This window comes from Vibrio sp. V15_P4S5T153, assembly GCF_963874485.1.
Lineage (GTDB): Bacteria > Pseudomonadota > Gammaproteobacteria > Enterobacterales > Vibrionaceae > Vibrio > Vibrio anguillarum.
Window position 1 is genome coordinate 63,604 of the sequence record NZ_CAWNHR010000020.1, and the last position, 24,207, is coordinate 87,810.

25 protein-coding genes and 9 tRNA genes are annotated in these 24,207 nt (G+C 45.5%); 9 read left to right on the top strand and 25 right to left on the bottom strand.

Features of this window, described 5'->3' with window-relative positions; translation table 11 throughout:
- The first annotated feature begins 204 nt into the window (after positions 1-204).
- The 4 genes from cgtA (at position 205) to folA (ending at position 3,257) form a co-directional block, all read left to right on the top strand.
- Entirely contained in the window at positions 205-1,377 is a 1,173-nt protein-coding gene (gene cgtA, locus AACT42_RS21440; RefSeq protein WP_010320622.1) for an Obg family GTPase CgtA, read from the top strand.
- A gap of 116 nt (positions 1,378-1,493) precedes the next feature.
- On the top strand, positions 1,494-2,255 hold the full coding sequence (locus AACT42_RS21445; protein ID WP_013857840.1) for a threonine/serine exporter family protein: 762 nt from the start codon (positions 1,494-1,496) through the stop codon (positions 2,253-2,255).
- On the top strand, positions 2,243-2,731 hold the full coding sequence (locus AACT42_RS21450; RefSeq protein WP_013857839.1) for a threonine/serine exporter family protein: 489 nt from the start codon (positions 2,243-2,245) through the stop codon (positions 2,729-2,731). Before AACT42_RS21445 ends, AACT42_RS21450 begins: the two co-directional genes overlap by 13 nt.
- Positions 2,732-2,774: 43 nt before the next feature.
- Positions 2,775-3,257: a type 3 dihydrofolate reductase gene (folA, locus tag AACT42_RS21455; protein WP_094133413.1), complete on the top strand. Its 483-nt coding sequence runs from the start codon at positions 2,775-2,777 to the stop codon at positions 3,255-3,257.
- Positions 3,258-3,303: 46 nt separating this feature from the next.
- Here folA and apaH read toward each other — a convergent pair whose 3' ends face one another.
- Genes apaH through lptD form a run of 6 tightly spaced genes read right to left on the bottom strand, consistent with a single transcriptional unit; the run spans position 3,304 to position 10,095 of the window.
- The gene (gene apaH, locus AACT42_RS21460; RefSeq protein ID WP_013857837.1) at positions 3,304-4,119 is read right to left on the bottom strand and encodes a bis(5'-nucleosyl)-tetraphosphatase (symmetrical) ApaH; all 816 of its coding nucleotides are present in this window, start codon (positions 4,117-4,119) and stop codon (positions 3,304-3,306) included.
- A gap of 11 nt (positions 4,120-4,130) precedes the next feature.
- The gene (gene apaG / locus AACT42_RS21465; RefSeq protein ID WP_094133414.1) at positions 4,131-4,511 is read right to left on the bottom strand and encodes a Co2+/Mg2+ efflux protein ApaG; all 381 of its coding nucleotides are present in this window, start codon (positions 4,509-4,511) and stop codon (positions 4,131-4,133) included.
- 60 nt (positions 4,512-4,571) lie between these two features.
- Positions 4,572-5,378, bottom strand: coding sequence for a 16S rRNA (adenine(1518)-N(6)/adenine(1519)-N(6))-dimethyltransferase RsmA (rsmA, locus tag AACT42_RS21470; RefSeq protein ID WP_013857835.1), 807 nt, complete (start codon positions 5,376-5,378; stop codon positions 4,572-4,574).
- Between the two features lie 13 nt (positions 5,379-5,391).
- The gene (gene pdxA / locus AACT42_RS21475) at positions 5,392-6,384 is read right to left on the bottom strand and encodes a 4-hydroxythreonine-4-phosphate dehydrogenase PdxA (protein WP_094133415.1); all 993 of its coding nucleotides are present in this window, start codon (positions 6,382-6,384) and stop codon (positions 5,392-5,394) included.
- Entirely contained in the window at positions 6,374-7,669 is a 1,296-nt protein-coding gene (surA, locus tag AACT42_RS21480; protein WP_094133416.1) for a peptidylprolyl isomerase SurA, read from the bottom strand. The genes pdxA and surA overlap by 11 nt, the downstream gene beginning before the upstream one ends.
- A gap of 56 nt (positions 7,670-7,725) precedes the next feature.
- Positions 7,726-10,095 carry an LPS assembly protein LptD gene (gene lptD, locus AACT42_RS21485; protein WP_094133417.1) on the bottom strand — a complete coding sequence of 790 codons (2,370 nt, stop codon included), beginning with the start codon at positions 10,093-10,095 and terminating at the stop codon, positions 7,726-7,728.
- 149 nt (positions 10,096-10,244) lie between these two features.
- Here lptD and djlA point away from each other — a divergent pair, with 149 nt between their 5' ends.
- Complete coding sequence (djlA, locus tag AACT42_RS21490; RefSeq protein WP_094133418.1) at positions 10,245-11,099, top strand: co-chaperone DjlA; 855 nt, start codon at positions 10,245-10,247, stop codon at positions 11,097-11,099.
- Between the two features lie 121 nt (positions 11,100-11,220).
- Here the strand turns inward: djlA and AACT42_RS21495 are convergent.
- The 12 genes from AACT42_RS21495 to mutY form a co-directional block, all read right to left on the bottom strand.
- Positions 11,221-11,296, bottom strand: a tRNA-Asn gene (locus AACT42_RS21495).
- A 31-nt stretch (positions 11,297-11,327) separates the two neighbouring features.
- A tRNA-Thr gene (locus AACT42_RS21500) sits at positions 11,328-11,403 on the bottom strand.
- A gap of 34 nt (positions 11,404-11,437) precedes the next feature.
- Positions 11,438-11,513, bottom strand: a tRNA-Asn gene (locus AACT42_RS21505).
- A 15-nt stretch (positions 11,514-11,528) separates the two neighbouring features.
- A tRNA-Thr gene (locus AACT42_RS21510) sits at positions 11,529-11,604 on the bottom strand.
- Positions 11,605-11,659: 55 nt separating this feature from the next.
- A tRNA-Phe gene (locus tag AACT42_RS21515) sits at positions 11,660-11,735 on the bottom strand.
- A gap of 387 nt (positions 11,736-12,122) precedes the next feature.
- A tRNA-Asn gene (locus AACT42_RS21520) sits at positions 12,123-12,198 on the bottom strand.
- A 36-nt stretch (positions 12,199-12,234) separates the two neighbouring features.
- Positions 12,235-12,310, bottom strand: a tRNA-Phe gene (locus AACT42_RS21525).
- 6 nt (positions 12,311-12,316) lie between these two features.
- A tRNA-Thr gene (locus tag AACT42_RS21530) sits at positions 12,317-12,392 on the bottom strand.
- 55 nt (positions 12,393-12,447) lie between these two features.
- Positions 12,448-12,523 (bottom strand) — tRNA-Phe (locus tag AACT42_RS21535).
- Between the two features lie 106 nt (positions 12,524-12,629).
- Positions 12,630-13,760, bottom strand: coding sequence for a membrane-bound lytic murein transglycosylase MltC (mltC, locus tag AACT42_RS21540; protein WP_094134267.1), 1,131 nt, complete (start codon positions 13,758-13,760; stop codon positions 12,630-12,632).
- Positions 13,761-13,838: 78 nt separating this feature from the next.
- Complete coding sequence (locus tag AACT42_RS21545) at positions 13,839-14,111, bottom strand: oxidative damage protection protein (RefSeq protein ID WP_010320634.1); 273 nt, start codon at positions 14,109-14,111, stop codon at positions 13,839-13,841.
- Between the two features lie 21 nt (positions 14,112-14,132).
- Entirely contained in the window at positions 14,133-15,188 is a 1,056-nt protein-coding gene (mutY, locus tag AACT42_RS21550) for an A/G-specific adenine glycosylase (RefSeq protein WP_013857828.1), read from the bottom strand.
- A gap of 175 nt (positions 15,189-15,363) precedes the next feature.
- On the opposite strand from mutY, the gene trmB reads away from it, so the two are divergent.
- On the top strand, positions 15,364-16,083 hold the full coding sequence (gene trmB, locus AACT42_RS21555; RefSeq protein WP_094134266.1) for a tRNA (guanosine(46)-N7)-methyltransferase TrmB: 720 nt from the start codon (positions 15,364-15,366) through the stop codon (positions 16,081-16,083).
- A 143-nt stretch (positions 16,084-16,226) separates the two neighbouring features.
- Positions 16,227-17,147, top strand: a complete 921-nt coding sequence (glsB, locus tag AACT42_RS21560; protein ID WP_026028230.1) for a glutaminase B — start codon at positions 16,227-16,229, stop codon at positions 17,145-17,147.
- A gap of 83 nt (positions 17,148-17,230) precedes the next feature.
- Here the strand turns inward: glsB and hemW are convergent, their stop codons facing one another.
- The 7 genes from hemW to AACT42_RS21595 form a co-directional block, all read right to left on the bottom strand.
- Positions 17,231-18,388, bottom strand: a complete 1,158-nt coding sequence (gene hemW, locus AACT42_RS21565; protein ID WP_094134265.1) for a radical SAM family heme chaperone HemW — start codon at positions 18,386-18,388, stop codon at positions 17,231-17,233.
- Positions 18,388-18,987, bottom strand: coding sequence for an XTP/dITP diphosphatase (locus AACT42_RS21570; protein ID WP_017042394.1), 600 nt, complete (start codon positions 18,985-18,987; stop codon positions 18,388-18,390). The genes hemW and AACT42_RS21570 overlap by 1 nt, the downstream gene beginning before the upstream one ends.
- 12 nt (positions 18,988-18,999) lie before the next feature.
- Positions 19,000-19,431, bottom strand: a complete 432-nt coding sequence (locus AACT42_RS21575) for a DUF4426 domain-containing protein (RefSeq protein WP_013857823.1) — start codon at positions 19,429-19,431, stop codon at positions 19,000-19,002.
- Positions 19,432-19,473: 42 nt separating this feature from the next.
- Positions 19,474-19,764 (bottom strand): DUF167 family protein YggU, encoded by a 291-nt coding sequence (gene yggU, locus AACT42_RS21580; protein ID WP_026028959.1) that lies wholly within the window; start codon positions 19,762-19,764, stop codon positions 19,474-19,476.
- Positions 19,764-20,321: a YggT family protein gene (locus AACT42_RS21585; protein WP_010320643.1), complete on the bottom strand. Its 558-nt coding sequence runs from the start codon at positions 20,319-20,321 to the stop codon at positions 19,764-19,766. The genes yggU and AACT42_RS21585 overlap by 1 nt, the downstream gene beginning before the upstream one ends.
- 70 nt (positions 20,322-20,391) lie before the next feature.
- Positions 20,392-21,210: a pyrroline-5-carboxylate reductase gene (gene proC, locus AACT42_RS21590; RefSeq protein WP_094134264.1), complete on the bottom strand. Its 819-nt coding sequence runs from the start codon at positions 21,208-21,210 to the stop codon at positions 20,392-20,394.
- Positions 21,211-21,271: 61 nt separating this feature from the next.
- Positions 21,272-21,973, bottom strand: a complete 702-nt coding sequence (locus AACT42_RS21595; RefSeq protein ID WP_094134263.1) for a YggS family pyridoxal phosphate-dependent enzyme — start codon at positions 21,971-21,973, stop codon at positions 21,272-21,274.
- 25 nt (positions 21,974-21,998) lie between these two features.
- On the opposite strand from AACT42_RS21595, the gene AACT42_RS21600 reads away from it, so the two are divergent.
- Together AACT42_RS21600 and AACT42_RS21605 are read left to right on the top strand one after the other, a co-directional pair.
- A complete protein-coding gene (locus AACT42_RS21600) occupies positions 21,999-23,036 on the top strand; it encodes a type IV pilus twitching motility protein PilT (RefSeq protein ID WP_013857819.1) in 1,038 nt (345 codons plus the stop codon).
- Between the two features lie 10 nt (positions 23,037-23,046).
- Complete coding sequence (locus AACT42_RS21605) at positions 23,047-24,153, top strand: PilT/PilU family type 4a pilus ATPase (protein WP_017048293.1); 1,107 nt, start codon at positions 23,047-23,049, stop codon at positions 24,151-24,153.
- Positions 24,154-24,207: the final 54 nt, after the last annotated feature.

Below are 24,207 nucleotides of genomic sequence, written 5' to 3' on the forward strand. Positions count from 1 at the left end.
CTCAAAAGCCCTGCCGTTACGGTGGGGTTTTTTATTTATCAGCCGAACAGAAAAGAAGACACTCTAATCACTAGAGTTTCTCCTTATGTGTTCCAATTGTGGATAAAACGAAGGATGATCACGGTCGATCCTGAATGTGTATCTGCTAGAATTTATATCATTGTATGACAATGATATCGCAACGCAAAGAGCGTGGAGTAACAAATGAAATTCGTTGATGAAGCGATAATTAAAGTCGAAGCGGGTGATGGCGGTAACGGTGTCGTGAGCTTTTGGCGTGAAAAATTCGTGACGAAAGGCGGCCCTGATGGCGGCGATGGCGGCGATGGCGGCGACGTTTATATCCAAGCCGATGAAAACTTAAATACCTTGGTTGATTACCGATTCCAACGCTTTTACGCTGCTGAGCGCGGCCAAAATGGTGGCGGTGCTAACTGTACAGGTAAGCGCGGTAAAGACATTACTTTGAAGGTGCCTGTTGGGACTCGAGCGGTTGACATTCACACCAATGAAGTTGTGGGTGAAGTTGCAGAGCATGGCAAAAAAGTGATGGTCGCTAAAGGTGGCTGGCATGGTTTAGGTAATGCTCGCTTTAAGTCATCCGTTAACCGTGCACCACGCCAAAAAACCATGGGTAAAAAAGGTGAGGTGCGCGAATTACGCCTTGAGCTTTTATTGTTAGCTGACGTGGGTATGCTTGGCTTGCCGAATGCGGGTAAATCAACCTTTATTCGTTCTGTTTCAGCAGCGAAGCCAAAAGTCGCTGATTACCCCTTCACTACGTTGATCCCAAGTTTGGGTGTCGTGAGTGTGGTTCCTGAGAAAAGTTTCGTGATCGCTGATATTCCAGGCTTGATTGAAGGCGCGGCCGATGGTGCTGGTTTAGGTATTCGCTTCTTAAAGCACTTAGAACGTTGCCGAGTGTTGCTGCATATGATCGACATTCTTCCTATTGATCAAAGTGATCCTGCGCAAAATGCGCTGACCATCTTTGATGAGCTAGAGCAATACAGTGAAAAAGTGTCACAAAAACCTTGTTGGTTGGTGTTCAACAAAGTTGATCTGATGCTTGAAGAAGAAGCCGATGAAAAGATCCAAGAGATCTTAGATGCGCTGGCTTGGGAAGGGCGATACTTCAAAATTTCGGCAGTAAACCAACAAGGTACGGCGGATTTGTGCCGTGAGTTGGCTGACTATATGGAAACGTTACCTCGTGAGCAGGAAGAGCTCAGTGAAGCTCAGAAAGTCGATTTCATGTGGGATGATTACCATAAAGATGAGATGAACAGCCAAAATGTGATCACTGAAGATGGTGATGACTGGGATGATTGGGACGACGAAGAAGATGACGGCCACGTTATCTATGTTCGTGATTAATTTTCCTGAATTGATTGAGCCGCAATAATTATTGCGGCTTTTTTATAGCTAAATCATATTTAAAGCACCCAATTTCGGGCACACTATTGGGCTTTTAGGACGTTCGGAAAGGAATCATGACATCCAAACAGAGGCTTGTTTCTCGATTGATCGCCCAGGCTGGGCAAATGTTGTTGGCTCATGGTGCGGAAAGTACACTGGTGGGCGATATTATGCGTCGCATGGGAGCGGCGTGTGGCATGAGTGAAGTGGAAGTATCGCTCTCGGCGAGTTCACTTGTGCTAACCACGGTTTACGATGGCCATTGCATTACGACTGCGCGCCGTTGTCCTGATCGTGGGATCAATATGCGGGTAGTGACGCAAGTGCAACGGATCTGCATCATGATGGAAAAAGGGATTTTAGATTATTCCCTTGCGCAGAAAAAACTCAATCAGATCAGCCCTGAACGCTACAACCGTTGGTTGGTTGTGGTAATGATTGGTCTTTCTTGTGCTGCGTTTGCTCGTTTAGCTGGCGGAGATTGGACGGTGTTTACGATGACGTTCATTGCTTCTGCGGCGGGTATGATTGTGCGCCAAGAGATTGGGCATCGCCAATTTAATCCGCTTGTCAACTTTACGGTGACCTCATTTGTCACTTCGATCATTTCAGCGCAAGCTATCATCTACCAGCTAGGCAATAAACCAACCATTGTGATGGCTTCTTCTGTACTGATGTTAGTCCCCGGTTTTCCTTTAATTAATGCGGTCGCGGATATGCTTAAAGGTTATATCAATATGGGTATTGCCCGTTTTGTGATGGCAAGTTTGCTGACGCTGGCAACGAGTTTGGGCATCGTTGCGGCGATGAGCGTGACGGGTGTATGGGGGTGGTAGCGATGGATTGGATGAATTTATTACTCGGTTTAGCCAATGATATGTTTTTTGCTGCAATCCCAGCCGTTGGTTTTGCTTTGGTGTTTAATGTTCCTGTACCAGCCCTAAAATATTGTGCGTTAGGTGGTGCGATTGGTCATGGCTCACGTTACTTAATGATGCAATTTGGAATTCCCATTGAGTGGGCGACTTTTTTTGCTGCAACTATCGTTGGAATGATTGGCGTGCGTTGGTCGCGTAAATTTTTAGCTCACCCTAAAGTGTTTACGGTAGCGGCTTTGATCCCAATGGTTCCCGGGGTTTTTGCCTTTAAAGCGATGATTGCAATGGTTGAAATTAACCATCTTGGTTTTACGCCAGAGCTGCTGGCGATACTGATGGATAATTTTTTAAAAGCGATGTTTATTATCGCGGGCTTAGCGGTTGGCCTTGCGGTGCCGGGTTTGTTATTCTATCGGCGCAAACCCATAGTGTAAGGGCATGGGCTATCTTTCGTGATGACACTTTAGGATCTTATTTATGATCATCAGCATGATTGCCGCGATGGCAGACAATCGGATTATTGGTAAAGACAATCAAATGCCATGGCATTTACCGGCAGATTTTGCATGGTTTAAACGCTGTACGTTGGGCAAACCAGTGATCATGGGGCGAAAAACTTATGAGTCTATTGGTCGTCCGTTACCTGGTCGCCATAATATCGTGATCAGTCGTGATGCTTCATTGGCAATTGATGGGGTGAGTATTGTCTCTTCGATTGAAGAAGCTATTGAGGTTGCGGGTCATGTGGATGAAGTGATGATCATTGGTGGCGGCTCTATCTATCAAGCCTGTATGCCACAGGCCAATAAACTATACCTCACCTTTATTGACTTAAATATTGAGGGAGATACGCAATTTCCCGAGTGGGGGAGTGAGTGGCAAGAAGTTCATCGTGAAATGTATCAAGCGGATGACAAAAATGCTCACAACATGCAGTTTGTGGTTTTTGATAAGCAATAGAGGATTTCGGATCGATATTAAGCAACGATCCGGATCTTTTTATTCGTTAGCCTTTATGGGTTAACGCTGGTTGAGTGAAGTAGTGTTTATCTTCCCAGCGTAGCATGGTCAAACATCCTCCCCACACACAGCCAGTATCAAGCCCTATCACTTCGTCGCTGCGGTAACCTTCTAATGCAGCCCAGTGGCCAAAGAGGACTGTTTTATCGAGTTTAAGGCGTTTGGGTAGGGCAAACCACGGTAACAATTCTTCATCTTTTATTTCTTGAGGGGGAAGTTTGCACGCCATATCAAGACGCCCATCAGCAAAGCAAAAACGCATCCGAGTATAGGCATTGATGGTATAGCGATAGCGGTCAATCCCTTCTAGCTTCGAGCTCCACATATCAGGTGTGTTGCTGTACATCTGCTCGATAAGCCAACGCCAACGATCACTTTGCAAAATACTTTCGACTTCTTTTGCTGCTTGACGTGCAGTTTCAAGATCCCACAGAGGAGAAATCCCCGCATGGCACATAACAAAGTCAGCATGTTCAGCGAGGAGCGGTTGATGGCGCAACCAAGTGAGCAGCTCTGTTGCATCGTTGGCTTGTAATATGGGTAAGGTTTTATCACGAGGTTTACATGGGTGGATGCCCAGCGATACGGCCAGTAAGTGAAGATCGTGATTGCCTAGAACGATACGTGCCGAACTACCCAATTGTTTGATAAAACGTAGCGTTTCTAGAGATTTAGGACCTCTTGCAACTAAGTCGCCAGCGACCCACAGTGTGTCTTGTTGTGGTTGAAATTGCACTTGAGCCAATAAACACTGTAGTTCATCAAAACAGCCTTGAATGTCGCCGACAATATAGTTCGCCACGGCTACCTCTTTTAATTTAAAACATTAGGAATAGCGAGACGAAAAGGCTCAATTTCAACAATAAATTCAGCGTCCGCTTCATCTAACATAATGTAATGACCTTGCATAACACCGACTGGCGTTTCTAACGCCGTACCACTGTTATAGCGGTACTCATCATTGGGCAAGATAATCGGTTGTTCCCCGACCACGCCATCACCTTCCACAGACATCTGTTTGCCATTCGCATCGGTAATTAACCAACGGCGGCTCATCAGCTGTACTTGCTGGTTGCTGAGATTACGGATGGTCATCACATAGGCAAAGATATAGCGGTGTAAGTCGGGATTGGACTGCTCGGGGAGATACTGGGTATGGACTTGGATTTTGATACAAGGTTCAGAGATATCCATGTTAACTCCTTGTTTTTATAGATGAGCGATAGACATTGGCCGTTTATCGCTCAATCGTTATTAGGCGTGATGAGCGTCTAACCAGTTTGCCATAGCAACAAACTGTTCAAGTGTTAGGTTTTCCGGGCGCATGCCAGGGTTGACTCCAAGTTCTTCTAGCGTTTCCACTTCAATCAAACCTTTGTAGCAGTTGCGTACGGTTTTACGACGTTGGTTAAAACCATCTCGGCAGACACGCTCTAACCATTTCATGTTTGTCGTGGGATGCGGCAGTACTTCATAAGGCACCAAACGCACCACGGCTGAATCAACTTTCGGTGGCGGCACAAAAGCCGTTGGCGGAACTTCTAACACAGGAACCACTTTGCAGAAATACTGCGTCATAACCGTTAAGCGCCCGTAAGCTTTACTGCCGGGACCAGCAGCTAAACGGTTGACCACTTCTTTTTGCAGCATGAAGTGCATATCTTGAATATCTTTATGAAATTCAAATAAGTGGAACATTAATGGCGTTGAAATGTTGTATGGCAAGTTGCCGAAAATGCGCAGTTTATTATTCGGCTTCACCAACTGCGTAAAGTCAAAGCGCATCGCATCGCCTTCGTGAATCGTCAATTTACTCGATAATTCTGGGTGGTTGCGCAGGCGCTCAGCTAAGTCACGGTCTAGCTCAATAACAGTGAATTTATCCACTTCGCGGCCGACTGGCTCAGTTATCGCTCCAAGACCGGGGCCGATCTCAACCAAATTTTGTCCCGGACGAGGGTTAATCGCAGAGACGATGCCATCAATAATGTATGGATCGTTTAGGAAGTTTTGACCAAAACGTTTACGCGCTTTGTGCCCTAAGTGGACATCATTTCTCATAGTTTTCTCGAAATTAATTAGGTTTCTTTTCTACCAAGTCAATCGCGTAGGCGAGTGCTGTTCTAAAGCTCCCTGTATCCGCAAGCCCTTTCCCTGCCAATTCGAGTGCGGTGCCATGATCGACCGATGTTCTTATAAAGGGTAGACCAAGAGTAATATTTACTGAACGACCAAAGCCTTTGTACTTTAATACGGGCAGGACTTGGTCGTGATACATGCCTAAAACAGCATCGGCATCTTGCAAGTATTTGTCATTGAAGATGGTGTCGGCTGGTAGTGGGCCAATCAAATTAATGCCATCTTGTTGACGAATTTTTTCTAGCGTTGGAGTGATGGTTTCTATCTCTTCACGGCCCAGACAGCCATCTTCTCCCGCGTGTGGGTTTAAACCACACACATAAATTTTGGGTTGAGCAATGGCAAATTTTTCCACCAAATCTTTATGCAAAATAGTGATGATTTTTTCTAACCGCTCGACCGTTACTGCCTTTGATACATAAGCCAGTGGAATATGTGTTGTCACTAGCGCGACTCTCAACCCTTCTGTTGCGAGCATCATAACCACCAGTGGAGTATTAGATTTTTCAGCAAAGAATTCAGTATGGCCGCTAAATGCAACGCCAGCTCGGTTGATCACCCCCTTGTGCACAGGGCCGGTGACAATAGCATCAAATTCATCATTCATACAGCCTAAAGCTGCTCTTTCTAATGTATTTAATACATAATGTCCATTGGCTTCATTCAGTTTCCCCGTCATCACCGGTGCGCCGAGGGGAATATGATCCACTACTAACCGTCCCGCCTGCTGTGGTTTTGGTGCAGAGATGACTGAGTAGTCTTCCAATATAACGTCAATATTGAGCTCTTTAGCGCGCTCTGCAAGCAAGCTTTTGTCCGCGCATACCACCAGTTGATGTGCCCAATCTTCTTTTGATAAGGCCAGCACCAAATCTGGGCCAATACCCGCGGGCTCGCCAGCGGTAACCACGATGCGTTTAATTGTCATCTTGGTTGTCCTGTATAATTTCTACAAAGGCACTGGCACGCATTTCTTGTAGCCATGCGCTGGCTTCTTCATTGAATTTTCGATTAAAAAGAATGCGATAAGCTTTGTTTTTCAGTGCAGAGTCGGTGCGGTCAACTTCACGGCGATCAAGCACTTCGACAATATGCCAACCATGAACTGTTTTAAAGGGTTCACTGATTTGCCCAATAGCTAATGTTTCGATTTGATGTTGAAACTCCGGCACATACAGATCTGGTGTTTGATAACCCAGTTCACCATTTTGCGCTGCAGAGCCGGGATCTTGGCTGTATTGCTGAGCCAGTTCGCCAAAGGTCGCTTCACCAGCTTTAATGCGACGGATGAAGTCATTAAGCTCTTTTTGTACGCCGTCATCACTTAAAATAACGGTGGGTTTAACCAAAATATGACGCGCATTGACTTCCGTGACCGCGACGGTTTCTAACCCTTTGACATCATCAATTTTAAGAATGTGGAAACCGACGCCACTACGAAATGGTCCAATAATGGAGCCTTTGTTTTGCATTTTGATTTGGTCGGCAAAAATCGTCGGCATTTCTTCTTTGCGCATCCAGCCCCAATCACCACCTTGCAGTGCTTTCGGGCCTTTTGAATAGGTATAAGCCATGGTGCTAAAATCAGCGCCTTGGTTGAGTTTTTCGACTAAGGTTTTGGCTTGCTGTTCTACTGCGGTTTTATCTTGAGTATCGTCAACACGCAGTTGGATGTGACTGATTTTATATTGCACCGTTGCATTGGTTTCTTGCGCAAGAATATTGGCTAAGTTGTCCACTTCGTCCGGTAATATATTGATCCGGCGACGAACTAAAGCATTGCGCGCTTCACTTGCTGCAATTTCTTTACGTACTTGTTCGCGGAATTCCGCATAAGTCAGCCCTTCAGCAGTAACAGAAGCGTTAAGCTGTTCTAGGGTTTGATTATTGTTTTTCGCGATGTCGGCGATCGCGTCACTGAGTCGGTTATCGTCAATGCGAACGCCAATGCGTTGTGCTTCTTGTTGCTGAATGGTATCAATAATCAATTTTTCAACCACTTGCTCACGCAACACTGTGTCTTCGGGTAGCGTTTGACCATTTTTCTTTGCATTAATGGTCAAGGTTTTTAATGCACCATCAATGTCACTCTGTAAAATAACGCCACTATTGACGATGACGGCGACGCGATCGAGCTCAACAGGAGCAGCGTATGCGGTGTTTAGGCTTAATGTTGCCATCAATCCAATCAGTGTGTGTTTCCACAATTTCATTTGTAGTCCTATCAAAATGAGCAAGGGCCTTTACGCTTAAGCAAAGGCCGGATAAATTAGTTGTTTAGGAAAAATGGACGACCATAACTTAATGAATTTCCAGCGCTGTCTACGCCCGTCGTTCCGGAACCTGCACCAATCGTGGTGCCAAAACCGACAATACCAAAGTTCAAACTAAAGTTATTTTCGTAGAGTGGCGTAGCATTAGGATCAGTAACAAAATCACCATCCCATTTCCGCAGTTGATTACTATAAGTAAAACCAATATACCAACAATCTGAGGTGTAGCTTAGGTTAGCCAGCCACTCCAGGCTCTTTTCCGTGGTTAAATCGTAGAAGTACTGTCCGCTAGCATTCCACTTTTTGGAGATCTGATACCCAGCCAGTAAACCGGCTTGTGAAATGCCATCTTTGGTAATGGCATTAATATTGGTAATTGTATCGCCAACGGTATTATCAATATACTCTTTGGTGACGTAACGATAGTTAGTTTGAATGTATCCAGAACCCACTCGATACTCTAGGGTACTGTTGGCCAGTTGCATCTTACTGCTGTCAATGTCGTACTGAACCCCGCCATGGTAGAAGAGTAAATCATCATAGTTGAAGTCCATTTCGACGGCCCAAGCCGAATAGTTGGAAGTGTTGGCTGAATTATCTCCCTCATTAGGGGAGGAATTCTTGAGATCTTTTTTGAGGTAAAAAATCTGGCCAAAAGAGATATTTAAACGTTCTTTATACTGATCGTCGAAAAACCGTGAAGAGGCACCGTAGCTGATCTGATTTGCCGGGGCAATATAATCGACACCACTGTATTTACGGCTGCGGAATAAACCATAATAATCGGTTTGCAGTAGCGTTGTATCGTACAGCCCGATATTGCGCTGATCTTCTCTCGGTACGTACAGGTACTGAATCTGCGGCTCAAGTGTCTGCGTATAATCATCAAACAGAACCGTATCTCTTTCCAGTACTAATCCCGCATGAGTTCTAAATTCCGGAATGATGCGTGAAACGCTCTCTTTTAGGTCTTTATAGTTATCCGAATTGAGGTCAACACCGCTGAGATCTTGTTGGTAATAAGTACCAAGCACTCGCGCTTCGGTTGTCCAAGTGCCCCAGGTGTTACTGATAGGAATAGTAAAGCCCGGTTCAATGTGCGCTCGGGTGGCTGCAGGTTTTCCTCTTGCATCGGTTTCAAAACGCGATAGATGGCTCACCATATCAAAGTTCAAATACGGTAATAATTCGGGCGCATAGTAATTAAACGCAATCTGTGGCATCAAGCGATAGGGTTGGTTGGTGCTAGTTTTGTCTTCTGTAAGCAGCTGAAAGTCGCGAACCAGTATCGATGAATCCCAATTGTGGGTCCGGTAGGTGGCTTTACCTTCTTGGATAAGCTGACCATCTTCTCGGTTACCGATACCTGAGTCTAAGTCACTAAAGTAGCTAATGTCACTGACTTGAGAGTAGTCAATTTCAAACTTCCAAGCTTGGTTGAAAATACCACTGTGTTGGTATTGGAAGCCCCAGCGGCTGCCCTTTTCTGGATGTTTTTGGTCATCAGGTAAATATTCAGATTTAATGTTACCTGTACCAAAATCATTCAGATAACGGAATTCACTGTTTAATTGCGTACCGCGTTCTTGCATATATTTAAAGGTCGTTTCTAGGTCATAGTTTGGCGCTAAGTTCCAATAAATAGGTACTTGGGCTTCAAAACCATCGCTAGAACCGTAAGAAACGGTAGGGTATAAAAATCCCGTTTTACGTGTGTCGCCAATCGGCACCGTAAGAAATGGCAGATAAAAAATCGGAATATTTTGAATCTCGAAGCGCGGATTATAAAAAGTGGCTTGCTCTTCATTTTGGTCAATATCAATGCTGGATGCTTTCAATCGCCATGCATTATTACCTTCAGGGCAAGAGGTAATCGAACCATCTTCTATCTCATAAACGGCCTTACCCGTTTTGGAAATATACACAGCTTCACCACGGCCGGGTTCACACAAAAATTGATATTTTGTGTTCTCTAATGTCATTAAATCCGTATTAAGATTGTTTGTGGCTTTGTCAGAAATGGTCCTTACTTCACCGTCACTGAAGTTGACATTACCTTGCGCAACCACAATATTATCTTTCTGATGCAGGGTAACGGTATCCGCTAGAATGCGTTTTTTACCTTGAACAACGACCACATTGCCTGAGTAGTTTGCGCGTTCACCGTTCACGGCTTCTAGCGTATCAGCCTCGACATTAATCGGTTGCTGACTTGAGTTTTCTGCTTCAGGTTCGTTGATCAAACATTGATCTATAGCGGGCATTTCCTGCACACTATTGTCTAACATAGCTTCTGCTTGAGTCTGTGGCACAAAAAGAGCTGCGCTAATTGAAGCGGCTAACAAGGTGCGGGAAAAACATGACATCGAGTTGTACTATCCTGTTTGAACTTGATTGATTCGGAAGATGGATGGCCGAATGTAAAATAAAACGTTTCTTATCATAAAGGAAATTGAAGCTCCCGGCACTATCAGACCGCTTTACTCCTGAAAAATTCATAGATTGAGAGCACATAATGCATATTTTTGGCAAAATTCTTGGCGCTTTTTTTGGCTTCTTATTTGGAGGACCGTTTGGCGCATTTTTTGGTTTGTTTCTCGGGCATCAATTTGATAAAGCTCGTCGTTTGAATCAAGCGGGGTTTAAAACTAGCTCATTTGGTTCAGGGCCAAGCCAAACTGAGCGACAAGACGAATTTTTTAAAGCCGCTTTCGCGGTCATGGGACATGTTGCTAAAGCGAAAGGGCAAGTCACCAAAGAAGAGATCCAGCTAGCTACCATCATGATGGAGCGTATGAACTTACATGGTGAGCAACGTAAAGCGGCTCAAGATGCGTTTCGTGAGGGGAAAGAGAGTGGCTTTCCTTTAGAGGAAGTGTTGGAGCGTGTGCGCCTTTCGACGGGTGGACGCTTTGACTTGTTGCAATTTTTTCTCGAATTGCAAATATCAGCCGCGTTTGCCGATGGGGATATTCACCCTAGCGAGCGCAATGTACTGCACAAAATCGCTCGTAGTTTAGGTTTCTCATCCGATCAACTGGAAAGACGCTTGCGTATGCAAGAAGCGGCCTTTCGTTTTCAACAAGGCGGAAATTTTGGTGGCCAACAGCAAGGCTATCAGCAATCTGGGCAGTGGCAACAAGCCGCACAAGCTGAACGCCTCACTGATGCTTACGATGTGTTAGGCGTGAGTAAAGATGCGGATGCTAAAGAGATTAAACGTGCCTATCGCAAATTGATGAATGAGCATCACCCAGATAAATTGATGGCCAAAGGCTTACCACCAGAGATGATGAACGTTGCGAAAGAAAAATCGCAAGAGATCCAAAATGCGTACGATTTGATTAAGAAAGAGAAGGGTTTTAAGTAACCGGCTATCGTGAATTACCGCGAACGTTCCAATCGATTGAGCTGGTGAAAACTGGCTCTTTTTATTATGAGCATACGCAAGACACAAAAAAAGCCAAGTTTGAAAACTTGGCTTTAGAAAGTGGCTCCCCCTGCAAGACTTGAACTTGCGACATACGGATTAACAGTCCGCCGTTCTACCGACTGAACTAAGGGGGAACAGAATGTTTGCTTATCTTATGCAGATAAATGGTGCCGACTACCGGAATCGAACTGGTGACCTACTGATTACAAGTCAGTTGCTCTACCTACTGAGCTAAGTCGGCGCCGAATCAATAAGCAGTGCTCATTGATGAAAAGTGGCTCCCCCTGCAAGACTTGAACTTGCGACATACGGATTAACAGTCCGCCGTTCTACCGACTGAACTAAGGGGGAACAGGTTTTAAAGAATGGTGCCGACTACCGGAGTCGAACTGGTGACCTACTGATTACAAGTCAGTTGCTCTACCTACTGAGCTAAGTCGGCACATTTTTATCTTTAAATTTATTGTCTGTGCTAGGCACCAACAATTTAGAAACTGTGGTGCCCGGAGGCGGAATCGAACCACCGACACGAGGATTTTCAATCCTCTGCTCTACCGACTGAGCTATCCGGGCGACGGGGTGTATTAAAAGGTTTTTCGCATTTAACGTCAACAGTAAAATGCAAAAAAAATGTCGTTTGTTGTTTTTCTATACTTAGTGACTCGTTTTTGCCCATTTTCGTTAAAAATTAGTGTCAGATTAGATAGGGAAAGAGGCGTTGAAAAGAAAATAGGAGCTTTGAATGGAGCAAATAGCGAATAAAAGCGCGTTGAAAAACACACGTTTATCCGCTTGGTTACACTAAAGGAGCAAACTCACCAGACTGGTTTTAGTTTTTGACGGAAAATGGACTGACCCATAATTCAATCGTTGTAGAGGTAATCGCTGTAGAGGTAGAGGGGATTGGATAAATATGGCAGGTAATAAAAAAGCCAAGTCGTTAGACTTGGCTTTAGAAAGTGGCTCCCCCTGCAAGACTTGAACTTGCGACATACGGATTAACAGTCCGCCGTTCTACCGACTGAACTAAGGGGGAATTATCTGTGTAAGTCTAAGACTTCGCACCAAATAATGGTGCCTCGAGGCGGAATCGAACCACCGACACGAGGATTTTCAATCCTCTGCTCTACCGACTGAGCTATCGAGGCAATAAATGGTGCCGACTACCGGAATCGAACTGGTGACCTACTGATTACAAGTCAGTTGCTCTACCTACTGAGCTAAGTCGGCGCACTTTATTTATTGCTTGCTGCTACTTTAACAAAAGCACCAACAATTTAATTTGTGGTGCCCGGAGGCGGAATCGAACCACCGACACGAGGATTTTCAATCCTCTGCTCTACCGACTGAGCTATCCGGGCAACGGAGCGCTATTAAACGGATTTTCCCTTCAATCGTCAACTGCTTTTTGGAAATATTTTGAAAAAACGGTTTGTTTGCTGCGAATTTAGACAAAGCTGCGCTTTTTTATCCACCTGAGTTAAATTCCTTTTTGAATTTTGCTACTTTTTCTAAGTACCTTCTCGATTCAGCATTAGGGTGTTTTTGGGTCAGCGCCCAATAGACTTGATTGGGTTGCAGTGAATTTAAGTCCCTCATCGCTCGTTTCCTATCTTTGCTAAAGGTATTGAGTACTCCTCCTGTACCGCCGTTGTAGGCCGAAATCATACTGTATTCGAGCGACGTTGGATGGCTGACCTCTTTGAGGTAGCGGTTTTTCAGAATATAAAAATAGGCCGTTCCCGTATCAATATTTTTTTCGGGATCAAACAGATATTCAGGGCTGGGCTCACCAGATTTATTTTTGACCAGTTTAAAGACATCTCGACCTGCGGTTTTAGGGACCACTTGCATCAGGCCATACGCATTGGCCCAACTGACAGCGTAGGGGTTAAAGCTACTTTCAGTTTTTATGATCGCGTAGATGAGATCTTCGGGAATGTTATATTTTTTCGAGGCTCGGTGCACGATGTCGGCGTATTTATAACCTCGTTTAGAGGCATGATCCGCTACCATAGGAATTTCCACATAGTAGGCTTTTTTGAAATCAACGTTCTTAACTTTTAATTTATTTTCAATAAGATAATCAGCAAATCGATTCGCGCGCCAACCCCACTGGATCGGTTGTTTATCTTGATCAAGTACTTGATTGTACAAAAATGGCTGACCATTCAATTCGATATTTTGTGAAGAGAAAAGGTCAACGTGTGCGGGATCATCAGGCGTGAGCAAGGTGGTAATAATGGCATTGCGCAGATGTTTTTTGGGGTCAGTTGGGGAAACTGTTTCGATAATAATGGTTCCCGTGGAGAAATTAACTTCAGAGCGACTCAGGTAATTATCGATGTATTTTACATAGTTGCTTTTACCGGCCACTTTGATCTCTTTACTGCCCCAACGTTTCTCAATGTTGCCAGAAAAACTGCTGATCAGTGCATCTAAGGCGGCGGTATCTTTGACAAATTGCCCGGGTAATTGCGCTAAGTTTTTGGCAAAACGGTTGGTCGGCTCATAATCGACGCTGTATATGCGTTCAACTAATTCTCGGCTACAACCGGCCAGTAGCATTGCAATAAAAAAGTAAGTCAGCTTTCTCATTATCTTCCCAATACAAAAATGACATCAGAGCGTTTACCATGATGTCATTGATTATCCTCGAAATAAATAAGGTATCTCTTATTTGCTTGGTGGCGTGTAGCCTTCGATATGGACCTCTTTTCCTTCAAATAGGAAGTTGGTCATTTCGGTTTCCAGCAATTTACGATGTTCAGGGTCCATCATATTGAGTTTTTTCTCGTTGATCAGCATGGTTTGCTTATGCTGCCATTGTGCCCAAGCCTCTTTTGAGATGTTGTCAAAAATACGTTTACCCAATTCACCTGGGTACAGTTGAAAATCCAAACCGTCGGCTTCTTTATTTAGTCGAGCACAAAATACAGTGCGGCTCATGGTCACTTCCTCTTCGGTGTTTTAAGGGTTAATTTCAAATGGAAGGCTTTCTAGCAACTGTTTTACAGGAGCGGCTAAGCCGATTTGTTCCGGTTGGGCTAAGTTATACCAAAGACCTTTGCTTGCTTCCATGATGATGTTCGGTTGTTGAGATAACTCCACCAAGATCGGTGTGATCTCTAAATGATAATGGCTAAACGTGTGGCGAAAAGCGATGAGTGGGCGAATAGAGCGGATAGCGCTCTCTTTGATGGCTCTGTGATCAAGTTGATCTTCGATGGCGCTATTGGGGTTTTCAGGGAAGCAAAATAATCCACCCCAAATTCCACTTTGAGGGCGCTGTTCTAACCATACTTGATGGTTATGGTGTAGCATCACAAACCAAGTTTGCTTGGTTGGTTTGTCTGTTTTTGGTTTTTTGCCCGGATAATCGAGTGGGTTATTTTGTTTATTGGCGATGCAAAAAGATTCAACTGGGCAGAGCGTGCATTTCGGTTTGCTGCGTGTGCAGACCATCGCCCCCATATCCATCATGGCTTGGTTATATTTATCAACATCTTGCGCTGGCGTATTTTGTTCGGCATGTTGCCACAACTGAGTTTCAACCTTTTTTTGCCCCGGCCAGCCTTCGACAGCAAAACAGCGGGCTAAAGTACGCTTTACGTTACCATCTAAAATGGCGTGCGGCTGCTTATAAACCGAAGAAAGCACCGCCGCAGCGGTTGAGCGGCCAATACCCGGTAGAGCATTCATCTGTTCGATATCAAGGGGAAACTCACCGCCATATTCGCTGGCCACTATTTTGGCTGCTTTGTGTAGATTGCGCGCACGTGCGTAATAACCAAGGCCGGTCCATAGGTGCAGTACCTCGTCTTGTTCTGCATTGGCTAAATCAATCACGGTTGGAAAACGTTGCATGAAGCGTTCGAAATAAGGGATTACCGTTGCGACTTGAGTTTGTTGGAGCATAATTTCCGACAGCCAAACGCTGTAGGCCGTTTTGTTTTGTTGCCACGGCAAATGTTTGCGCCCATAGGCGTCATACCATTTTAAAATGGCGTTAGCGAAAGGTGTCACGACAGGCTCTTTGGTTTATAGTTTTAGTGGAGCAAAATTGCACCACATAAATGTGACGTTGTAAAACGGACAAATTGTGTGGATTTATCCAACAAGTTTATTTCGATAACACTTGCACCGAGAATAATTCTTTGGATAATCCCCGCTTTGATTAATCAATGTGCAGGCAAGATCAATGAGTGAAGTAACCACCAACGAATATACCGAAGAAGGCAAAATACTGCGTCGAATCCGTAGTTTCGTTCGTCGTGAGGGTCGATTAACCAAAGGCCAAGAAGCGGCAATGAATGAATGTTGGCCAACAATGGGTATTGATTTCCAGCCACAATTGCTCGATTGGGCGGCGGTTTTTGGTAACGATAACCCGGTGGTTTTAGAAATCGGTTTTGGTATGGGCGCTTCATTAGTTGAAATGGCTAAAAATGCACCGCAAAAAAACTTCTTTGGTATTGAAGTGCATAGCCCAGGTGTTGGCGCCTGTTTGTCAGCCGCTCGTGATGCTGGCGTGACTAATTTACGCGTGATGTGCCATGATGCAGTGGAAGTATTTGAACACATGATCCCTGATGGCAGCCTGCATACACTGCAACTGTTCTTCCCTGATCCTTGGCATAAAAAACGTCACCATAAGCGCCGTATTGTGCAGTTAGAATTTGCGGAAATGGTGCGTCAAAAACTAAAAATGGAAGAGGGCATCTTTCATATGGCGACGGACTGGGAAAACTACGCTGAGCATATGATTGAAGTGATGAATCAAGCGCCGGGCTTTGCCAATATTGCCGCAGAAGGTGACTATATTCCTCGTCCAGAAGAGCGTCCTTTGACTAAATTTGAAGCGCGTGGTCACCGTTTAGGTCATGGTGTGTGGGATATCAAATATAAACGCACCACGTAACGACTCACTTTTGTTGCTGCAACAAAATTAGCGATTAAAGAAAAGCCAACATTGTTGTAATGTTGGCTTTTTCGGCCTTAGCGCCCTACGAAAATCATTATAAAAATAGAGAAAAACATTTCTCACCCGAGGTAAGGTCACCCATGAAGCTAACACCCAATCTACTTGCTGATATTTTGTGTGAGGTTCGCCCACTGATCGGCAAAGGAAAAGTCGCCGATTACATTCCTGCTTTAGCCAAAGTACCGAATAACAAGCTGGCGATCGCGGTTTACACCAATCAAGGTGAAGTGATTTCGGCTGGAGATGCCACGGAAGGATTCTCAATTCAATCCATCTCTAAAGCTTTGAGCTTAACGCTCGCTATGATGCTTTATAAACCAGAAGAGCTATGGCTTCGTGTCGGAAAAGAGCCTTCAGGCCAAGCGTTTAATTCGATGATCCAGCTTGAAATGGAGCAGGGCATTCCGCGTAACCCTTTTATCAATGCTGGAGCTATTGTGGTGGCGGATATGCTGCATAGCCGTTTATCAGCCCCTCGGCAGCGCTTACTGGAGTTTGTACGTCAGTTGTCGGGTGAAGAGGGCATCGTATACGACAAAGTGGTAGCGGCTTCAGAAATGATGCACAGCGATCGCAATGCCGCCATCGCCTATTTGATGCGATCGTTTGGTAATTTCGATAATGACGTTATCCCGGTACTGCACAACTATTTTCACGCTTGTTCACTTAAAATGAGCTGTGTTCAATTAGCGAAAACCTTCAGTTATCTGGCGAATAAAGGGGTGTCCGTGCATACCAAGGAAGCGATAGTAACGCCGACACAAAGTAAGCAGATCAATGCCTTATTGGCGACTTGCGGTTTGTATGATGGCGCAGGAGAGTTCGCTTATCGTGTTGGCATGCCGGGTAAATCGGGCGTAGGTGGCGGTATTATTGCTGTTGTTCCTGGGGAGATGACGATTGCGGTTTGGTCGCCAGAGCTTGATGCGTCAGGTAATTCTTTAGCGGGCACTAAGATGTTAGAACTCTTGGCTGAGCGTATTGGTCGCTCTATCTTTTAAGTTCAATATTTTCTGACAGCCCGTGTTTTTGGCAAAAGATTGGCTACCGATTAGGTTAGCCAATCTCTGTTGGGGTTATCTTTTTAGTCGTCAGCCATAAAGGCTTCGAGCAAGTCATTAAGAAACAGTTTTCCTTTTTCTGTGATTTGCCAGTGACTTTCGGTTTGCGTTAAATAGTGTTCGGCTAGTGCCCAATCTATCGTTGACTGAATCACGCTTAAACTTAATCCAGTTGTTTCAACAAAGTCTTGTTTCGGACAAGGTTCCATCAAGCGAAAGCGGTTCATGAAGAATTCAAAAGGGCGATCCGCAGCGGCGACTTCAAATTCGTCATCCAAGTAAGGTTTGAGTAAATTGAGATAGCCACGCGGATGCTTCACCTTAGTGGTGCGTACAATACGCCCATTGCTAAAGCTGAGCTTGCCATGCGCGCCACAACCAATCCCTAGATAATCACCAAAGCGCCAGTAATTTAAGTTGTGTTGGCATTGATAGCCGGGCTTGCTATAGCCAGAAATTTCATACTGCACGTACCCAGCGGCGGCCAATTTTTGGTGACCCAGCTCAAAAATATCCCACAGCGCGTCATCATCTGGCAAAGTAGGCGGTTTAAAGTAGAAAACCGTATTAGGTTCAATGGTCAGTTGATACCAAGAAAGATGAGGTGGGTTTAGTGCAATCGCTTTGTCTAAATCGGCCAGCGCTTGTTCACAGTTTTGATCGGGTAAGCCATGCATCAAATCTAAGTTGAAGCTGTTTAAGCCAATTTGATGAGCTAATTGAGCGGCATTAACCGCTTCTTGCTGACCATGAATTCGCCCTAAACGTGCCAGTTTTTGTGGCTCAAAACTTTGTACACCAATCGAGATGCGCGTCACCCCTGCTTGTCGATATCCAACAAAACGGTCAGCTTCTACCGTGCCCGGGTTGGCCTCCATGGTGATTTCAATCCCAGGCTTAAACGCAATACGCGCTTCAATGCCTTGCAGCAGGCGAGCAATACCTTCAGCAGAAAAAAGACTCGGTGTACCACCGCCAATAAAAATGGAATGCAATGGGCGAGGATGGTCTGCAAGGCGATATTTGGCGATATCGGTATCGAGATCCTCCAATAGCGCATCAATGTATGCACGTTCAGGAATATCGTGCTTTAGCGCGTGAGAGTTAAAATCACAATAGGGGCATTTTTGTACACACCAGGGGATGTGCACGTACAAACTCAGCGCGGGTGGTTGCAACATTATGAATTTTGCTCGCTTAAGGTTTTAAATAGCATTTTTAGCGCTTTGCCACGATGTGAAAGCTGCTTTTTACGTGCAGGTAGCAGTTCTGCTGAAGCGCAGTTATCTTCGGGGACAAAGAAGATCGGATCATAACCAAAACCGTTACTGCCGTGAGCTTGGTGCAAGATGCGACCTTGCCACGTACCATGGCAGACCAATGGTGTTGGGTCATTTTCGTGACGCATGAAAACCAGCACGCAATGAAAACGAGCGGTGCGTTGTTCGTCTGGTACACCTTCCATTGCCGCTAATAATTTTTCTAGGTTTTGTTGGTCACTGGCATTTTCACCGGCGTAGCGCGCCGAGTAAATCCCCGGAGCACCTTGCAGATAATCCACTTCTAAGCCGGAGTCATCGGCAATCGCAGGTAAGCCAGTGATTTTGGCAGCATGTCGTGCTTTGATGATCGCATTTTCAATAAAGGTGGTGCCAGTCTCTTCGGCTTCTGGGACGTTTAATTCTGTTTGCGCCACCACATCAAAACCGAAATCAACCAGCAGATCAGCCATTTCGCGCACTTTGCCTTGGTTTCCTGTGGCTAATACTATTTTTTTCATTGCACTATTTCTCTATTCTTCGACGTAGAATTTTTGGGTGAATTTAAGCTTACCGGTGCCTTTTAAGCCCGCATCAACCTCAATGTCAAAACTCAAATTCTCTTCATTGGTAATGGGGAATTCAGCGAGGTAATAAATCGCGTTGCCCTCTTTGAATTGTTTAAATTCAAGTTCACGTACCTGACCGATTAGGTTTTTCGCATTGCCTTTGAGTGTCGCTTCCATAGCTGGTTTACCTAAGGCCGAGTTATCTAATACGCTGATGTTTAAAATAGCCGAGTAACCATTACGTTTTAACTGATAACTGCGCGCCACTTGTGGCGTTAAAAATGTTGAGTTGAAAGCTGAGTAGTGAACTTCAACATTCTTGATGGTTTGAAACTGCTCGGCGAGTGTGGGTAGCGAAATAAAGGCTATAACAAACGCTATCATCCATTTACGCATGTGGTGCTCCTTACAAAACAGAGTGGGCTAAATAAAAAGCCATCACAAGATGGCTTCAATCGGCTCTGGTATCACTTGAGGTGAATGAATTCGGACTTGTTTATGACGTCCCAATTCCCCTTTTTCTATCTCGATTAAACCTTTGGCGACTTTAAATTGTTTGGCCAAGAATTTGGTTAAATGCGCGTTGGCTTTGCCATCAACAGGCGGGGCTGTGATGGCAATTTTGAGCTCCTCACCATGCAAGCCGACGATACTATCGCGGCTTGCTTTGGGTTGGATATAGAGCTTGAGGATTAGATCCTCTCCCTCTTGCCAAACAGCAGATGACATTACAACTGATACCATACTGGGCCAATAAAATCGCCCATTAGGAAGTTCGCAAACTGCAGCACAATAAACAGCACCAATACACTTAAATCAAAACCACCCATCGCTGGTAGGATACGGCGGATCGGCGCAAGCATCGGCTCTGTTAATTGATGAAATACGTATTCAATCGGGCTGCGGCCTTGGCTAACCCAACTGAGAATAGCGCGGATCAACAGCACCCAGAACAGCAAACCGCCAGCGGCTTTGACTAACGAGAGTAAGCCTAAGAATAAAAAGTAGACGCTAAAACTAACCGCACCACCTGATGCCACCAGCATTAAGGCAATAAATTTCAATACGCACAGCACGTACGCAAAGAGAACCGTGGCCAAATCTAGGCTACCAATGGATGGAATCGCTCGGCGCAGTGGGCCAACCACAGGTTGCGTTGCTTTGACGATAAACTGGGAGAATGGGTTATAGAAATCGGCACGCGCTGCTTGTAACCAGATACGTAAAATTACGACCATGATGTACAGATCAAACAGGGTGGAGATCAAAAAACTCATTGAATTCATAGCTAGCCCTTAATATGAGTAGAGTGTCGTTTGCGCTTTTGCGCTATAGCTTAGTGAAACGCCACTAGGATTAAAACAGTTTTTCCATTTCTTGTGCACGAGTTACGGCCGCTTGCATCGCTTGTGCAACGATATTGGCAAGTTGATGCTCGTTAAAGGTGCGAATCGCCTCGGCGGTGGTGCCGCCTTTGGAGGTCACTTGTTCACGCAATGTCGAGAGTTCAATCTCAGGGTTTGCCACCACCATTTCGGCTGCGCCTAACGCCGCTTGTTGTACTAACAAACGGGCCGTTTCTTTATCAAAGCCTTGAGCGATGGCTTCGTTTTGCATCGCTTCCATAAACAAAAAGAAGTAGGCAGGCGCACTGCCTGCAGCGGCGATGATGCCATTAATGGCGGACTCGTTTTCAACCCAGCACACTTCACCAACGGCTTGTAGCAATTGTGCGGTAAAGCGTTTGTCTTGCTCTGATACGCTTGGAGTGGCAAATAGACCGCTCATGCCTCGATTGATCAGCGAAGGTGTATTGGGCATGGCGCGTACTAGTTGCAGTTCGGTCGCCAGCATCCCATTAAGGCGTGCCGCAGAAACACCTGCTGCAATGGAGATCACCAACTTATTTCTAAAATCAATGGATTGCAAAGGTTGACAGACACTGGCCATCAACTGCGGTTTGACCGCCAGTACCATCACATCGGCTTGCTGCGCTGCGGCAAGATTATCGCTGGTGGTGTGAATGCCATAAGCACTTTCCAGTGGTTTGCGTCTTGTTTCTGACGGTGCGGTCGCGGTAATTCGATCAGCTGGATAACCGCTGGCGACTAAGCCTGCAATAATTGCTTTGGCCATATTGCCTGCACCGATAAATGTGATGTTTCTCTGCTGCATCTGCTGACCTCTAATTGCTTGTCGCTGATTGATTATTATGTGGTTGATAGATAAGCCAGTGCTAAGCGTAATCACGCGCACCAAAAATAGCGGTGCCGATCCTCACCATAGTGCTACCAGCTTCAATCGCCGCTTGCATGTCGCCACTCATGCCCATTGAGAGCGTATCTAACCCTGAAAAACGTTCAGACAATTGCGCTTGTAAGCTCGCCAGTTTTTGAAATGCGGCAAGTTGCGCAGCGTAATCGGGGACATTCTCAGGAATAGACATCAGTCCTCTTAACGTGAGGTTGGGTAGCGCGGATATCAACTCTGCCAACTCAACTATTTCGTGTTCACCAATGCCCGATTTCGAGCTTTCGCCGCTGGTGTTGACTTGAATCAAGACCTGTAGTTGTGGCATGCCTGCTGGGCGTTGATCATTTAAACGCTGGGCAATTTTACTTCGATCCACCGTATGCACCCAAGCAAAGTTCTCGGCCACAATGCGCGATTTATTGGACTGAATTGGGCCGATAAAGTGCCATTCTAAATCCAGTTCGGGGTGCAAGGTATTGAAGTATTGAACTTTATCCGCGCCCTCTTGCACATAGTTTTCACCAAATAAACGTTGCCCAGCGCGCGCCGCTTCTAGAATTGCCTCGACAGGTTTGGTCTTACTGACCGCTAAAAGTTGCACTCTCTCTCGAGCGCGTCCACACTTTTGTTGTGCACTTTCAATTTGTGAAGTGATCTGTTCAATGTTTTGTTGAATACTACTCATAGCCTGACTTTACTAAGGAAATTAAATGGATATCGCTGAGCTACTGGATTTTAGTGTAAAGCACAACGCTTCGGATCTACACCTATCTGCAGGTGTTCCACCTATGGTACGGATAGATGGTGAAGTAAGAAAGCTCGGAGTGCCTGCTTTTACTCATGCTGACGTGCATCGTTTGATTTTTGAGATCATGAACGATGCTCAGCGTAGTGAATTTGAAGAGAAACTGGAAGTGGATTTCTCATTTGAGCTGCCTAATGTAGGGCGTTTTCGTGTCAATGCTTTCCATCAATCTCGTGGCTGCTCTGCGGTTTTCCGGACGATTCCTACGGTGATCCCAACCTTGGAAGAACTACAAGCACCTGACATTTTTAATAAAATCGCCAATTATGAGAAAGGATTGGTGCTGGTGACTGGGCCAACAGGGTCGGGTAAGTCGACCACATTGGCAGCAATGGTTGATTACATTAATTCTCATCACAACAAACACATTTTAACCATTGAAGACCCAATTGAGTTTGTGCATAGCAACAATAAATGTTTGGTTAACCAACGTGAAGTGCACCGAGATACCCACAGTTTTAAAGCGGCGCTACGCTCGGCGCTGCGCGAAGATCCGGATGTAATCTTGGTCGGTGAGCTGCGCGATCAAGAAACCATCAGCTTAGCGTTAACCGCGGCTGAAACCGGGCATTTAGTGTTTGGCACGTTACATACCAGCTCTGCGGCGAAAACCATCGACCGGATCATTGATGTGTTTCCCGGTAGTGATAAAGAGATGGTTCGTTCAATGCTCTCTGAATCATTGCGAGCAGTGATTGCGCAAAAGCTGCTAAAACGTTTAGGTGGGGGCCGCGTCGCATGTCATGAAATTATGCTTGCCACTCCAGCGATTCGTAACTTGATCCGCGAGGATAAGGTTGCGCAGATGTACTCCATCATCCAAACGGGTGCGGCGCATGGCATGCAAACCATGGAACAGAATTCCAAACAGTTGATTGCGCAAGGTATTGTCGATCAAGAAGAAGTGCAGAAAAAACTGGAAGTCAATTCATCACCATTTTAAGAGAGAGCTCATGGAACTGAACCAATGTCTTGAGGGTATGTTGACTCAAAAAGCTTCCGACTTGTACCTCACCGTAGGAGCGCCAGTGTTATTTCGCGTCGATGGAGAGTTAAGAGCTCATGGCGAAAAGTTATCCCAAACGCAGGTGATGGCGTTGTTAGATGCCATGATGGATGAGGATCGCCGCCGTGAATTTCAACGCACACGTGAAGCCAATTTTGCAGTAGTGAGAGAGATTGGCCGTTTTCGTGTCAGTGCTTTTTTTCAGCGTGAGCTGCCCGGTGCGGTGATCCGCCGTATTGAAACTCATATCCCCACTTTTGAAGAATTAAAGTTACCGGGCGTGTTGCAAGATCTCTCGATTGCAAAGCGTGGGCTGGTGCTGGTGGTCGGCGCGACGGGGTCGGGCAAATCGACCACCATGGCGGCCATGACGGGTTATCGTAACTCGCACCGAACTGGGCATATTTTAACAGTGGAAGATCCGATTGAGTTTGTGCATGAGCATCAGCGTTGCATTGTGACCCAGCGAGAAGTAGGGTTGGATACCGAGAGTTACGAAGTGGCTCTGAAAAACTCTCTGCGCCAAGCCCCTGATATGATTTTAATTGGTGAGATCCGTTCACGTGAAACGATGGAATATGCGATGACCTTTGCCGAGACAGGTCATTTATGTATGGCAACGTTACATGCTAACAATGCCAACCAAGCGCTTGAGCGAATTTTGCATTTGGTTCCTAAAGAGCAAAAAGAGCAGTTTTTGTTTGATCTGTCGATGAACCTCAAAGGCGTCGTGGGGCAGCAGTTGATCCGCGATAAAAATGGCAAGGGACGACATGGTGTGTTTGAGATTTTACTCAACAGCCCTCGAATTTCCGATTTGATCCGCCGCGGTGATCTGCACGAATTGAAAGCGACGATGGGCAAATCAAAAGAAGTGGGGATGCAGACTTTTGACCAAGCACTATATCAACTGGTCGTTGAGGACAAAATCAGTGAACAAGATGCACTGCACAGCGCTGACTCGGCTAACGATTTACGTTTAATGTTAAAAACAAAGCGTGGCGAAGGGATCAGCAGTGGCACATTGGATAACGTGCAGATTGATATGGAATAGTCGCAGTTTAAGACGAACAATCCCGAACTCGATTCGGGATTGTGCTGCGCCGCT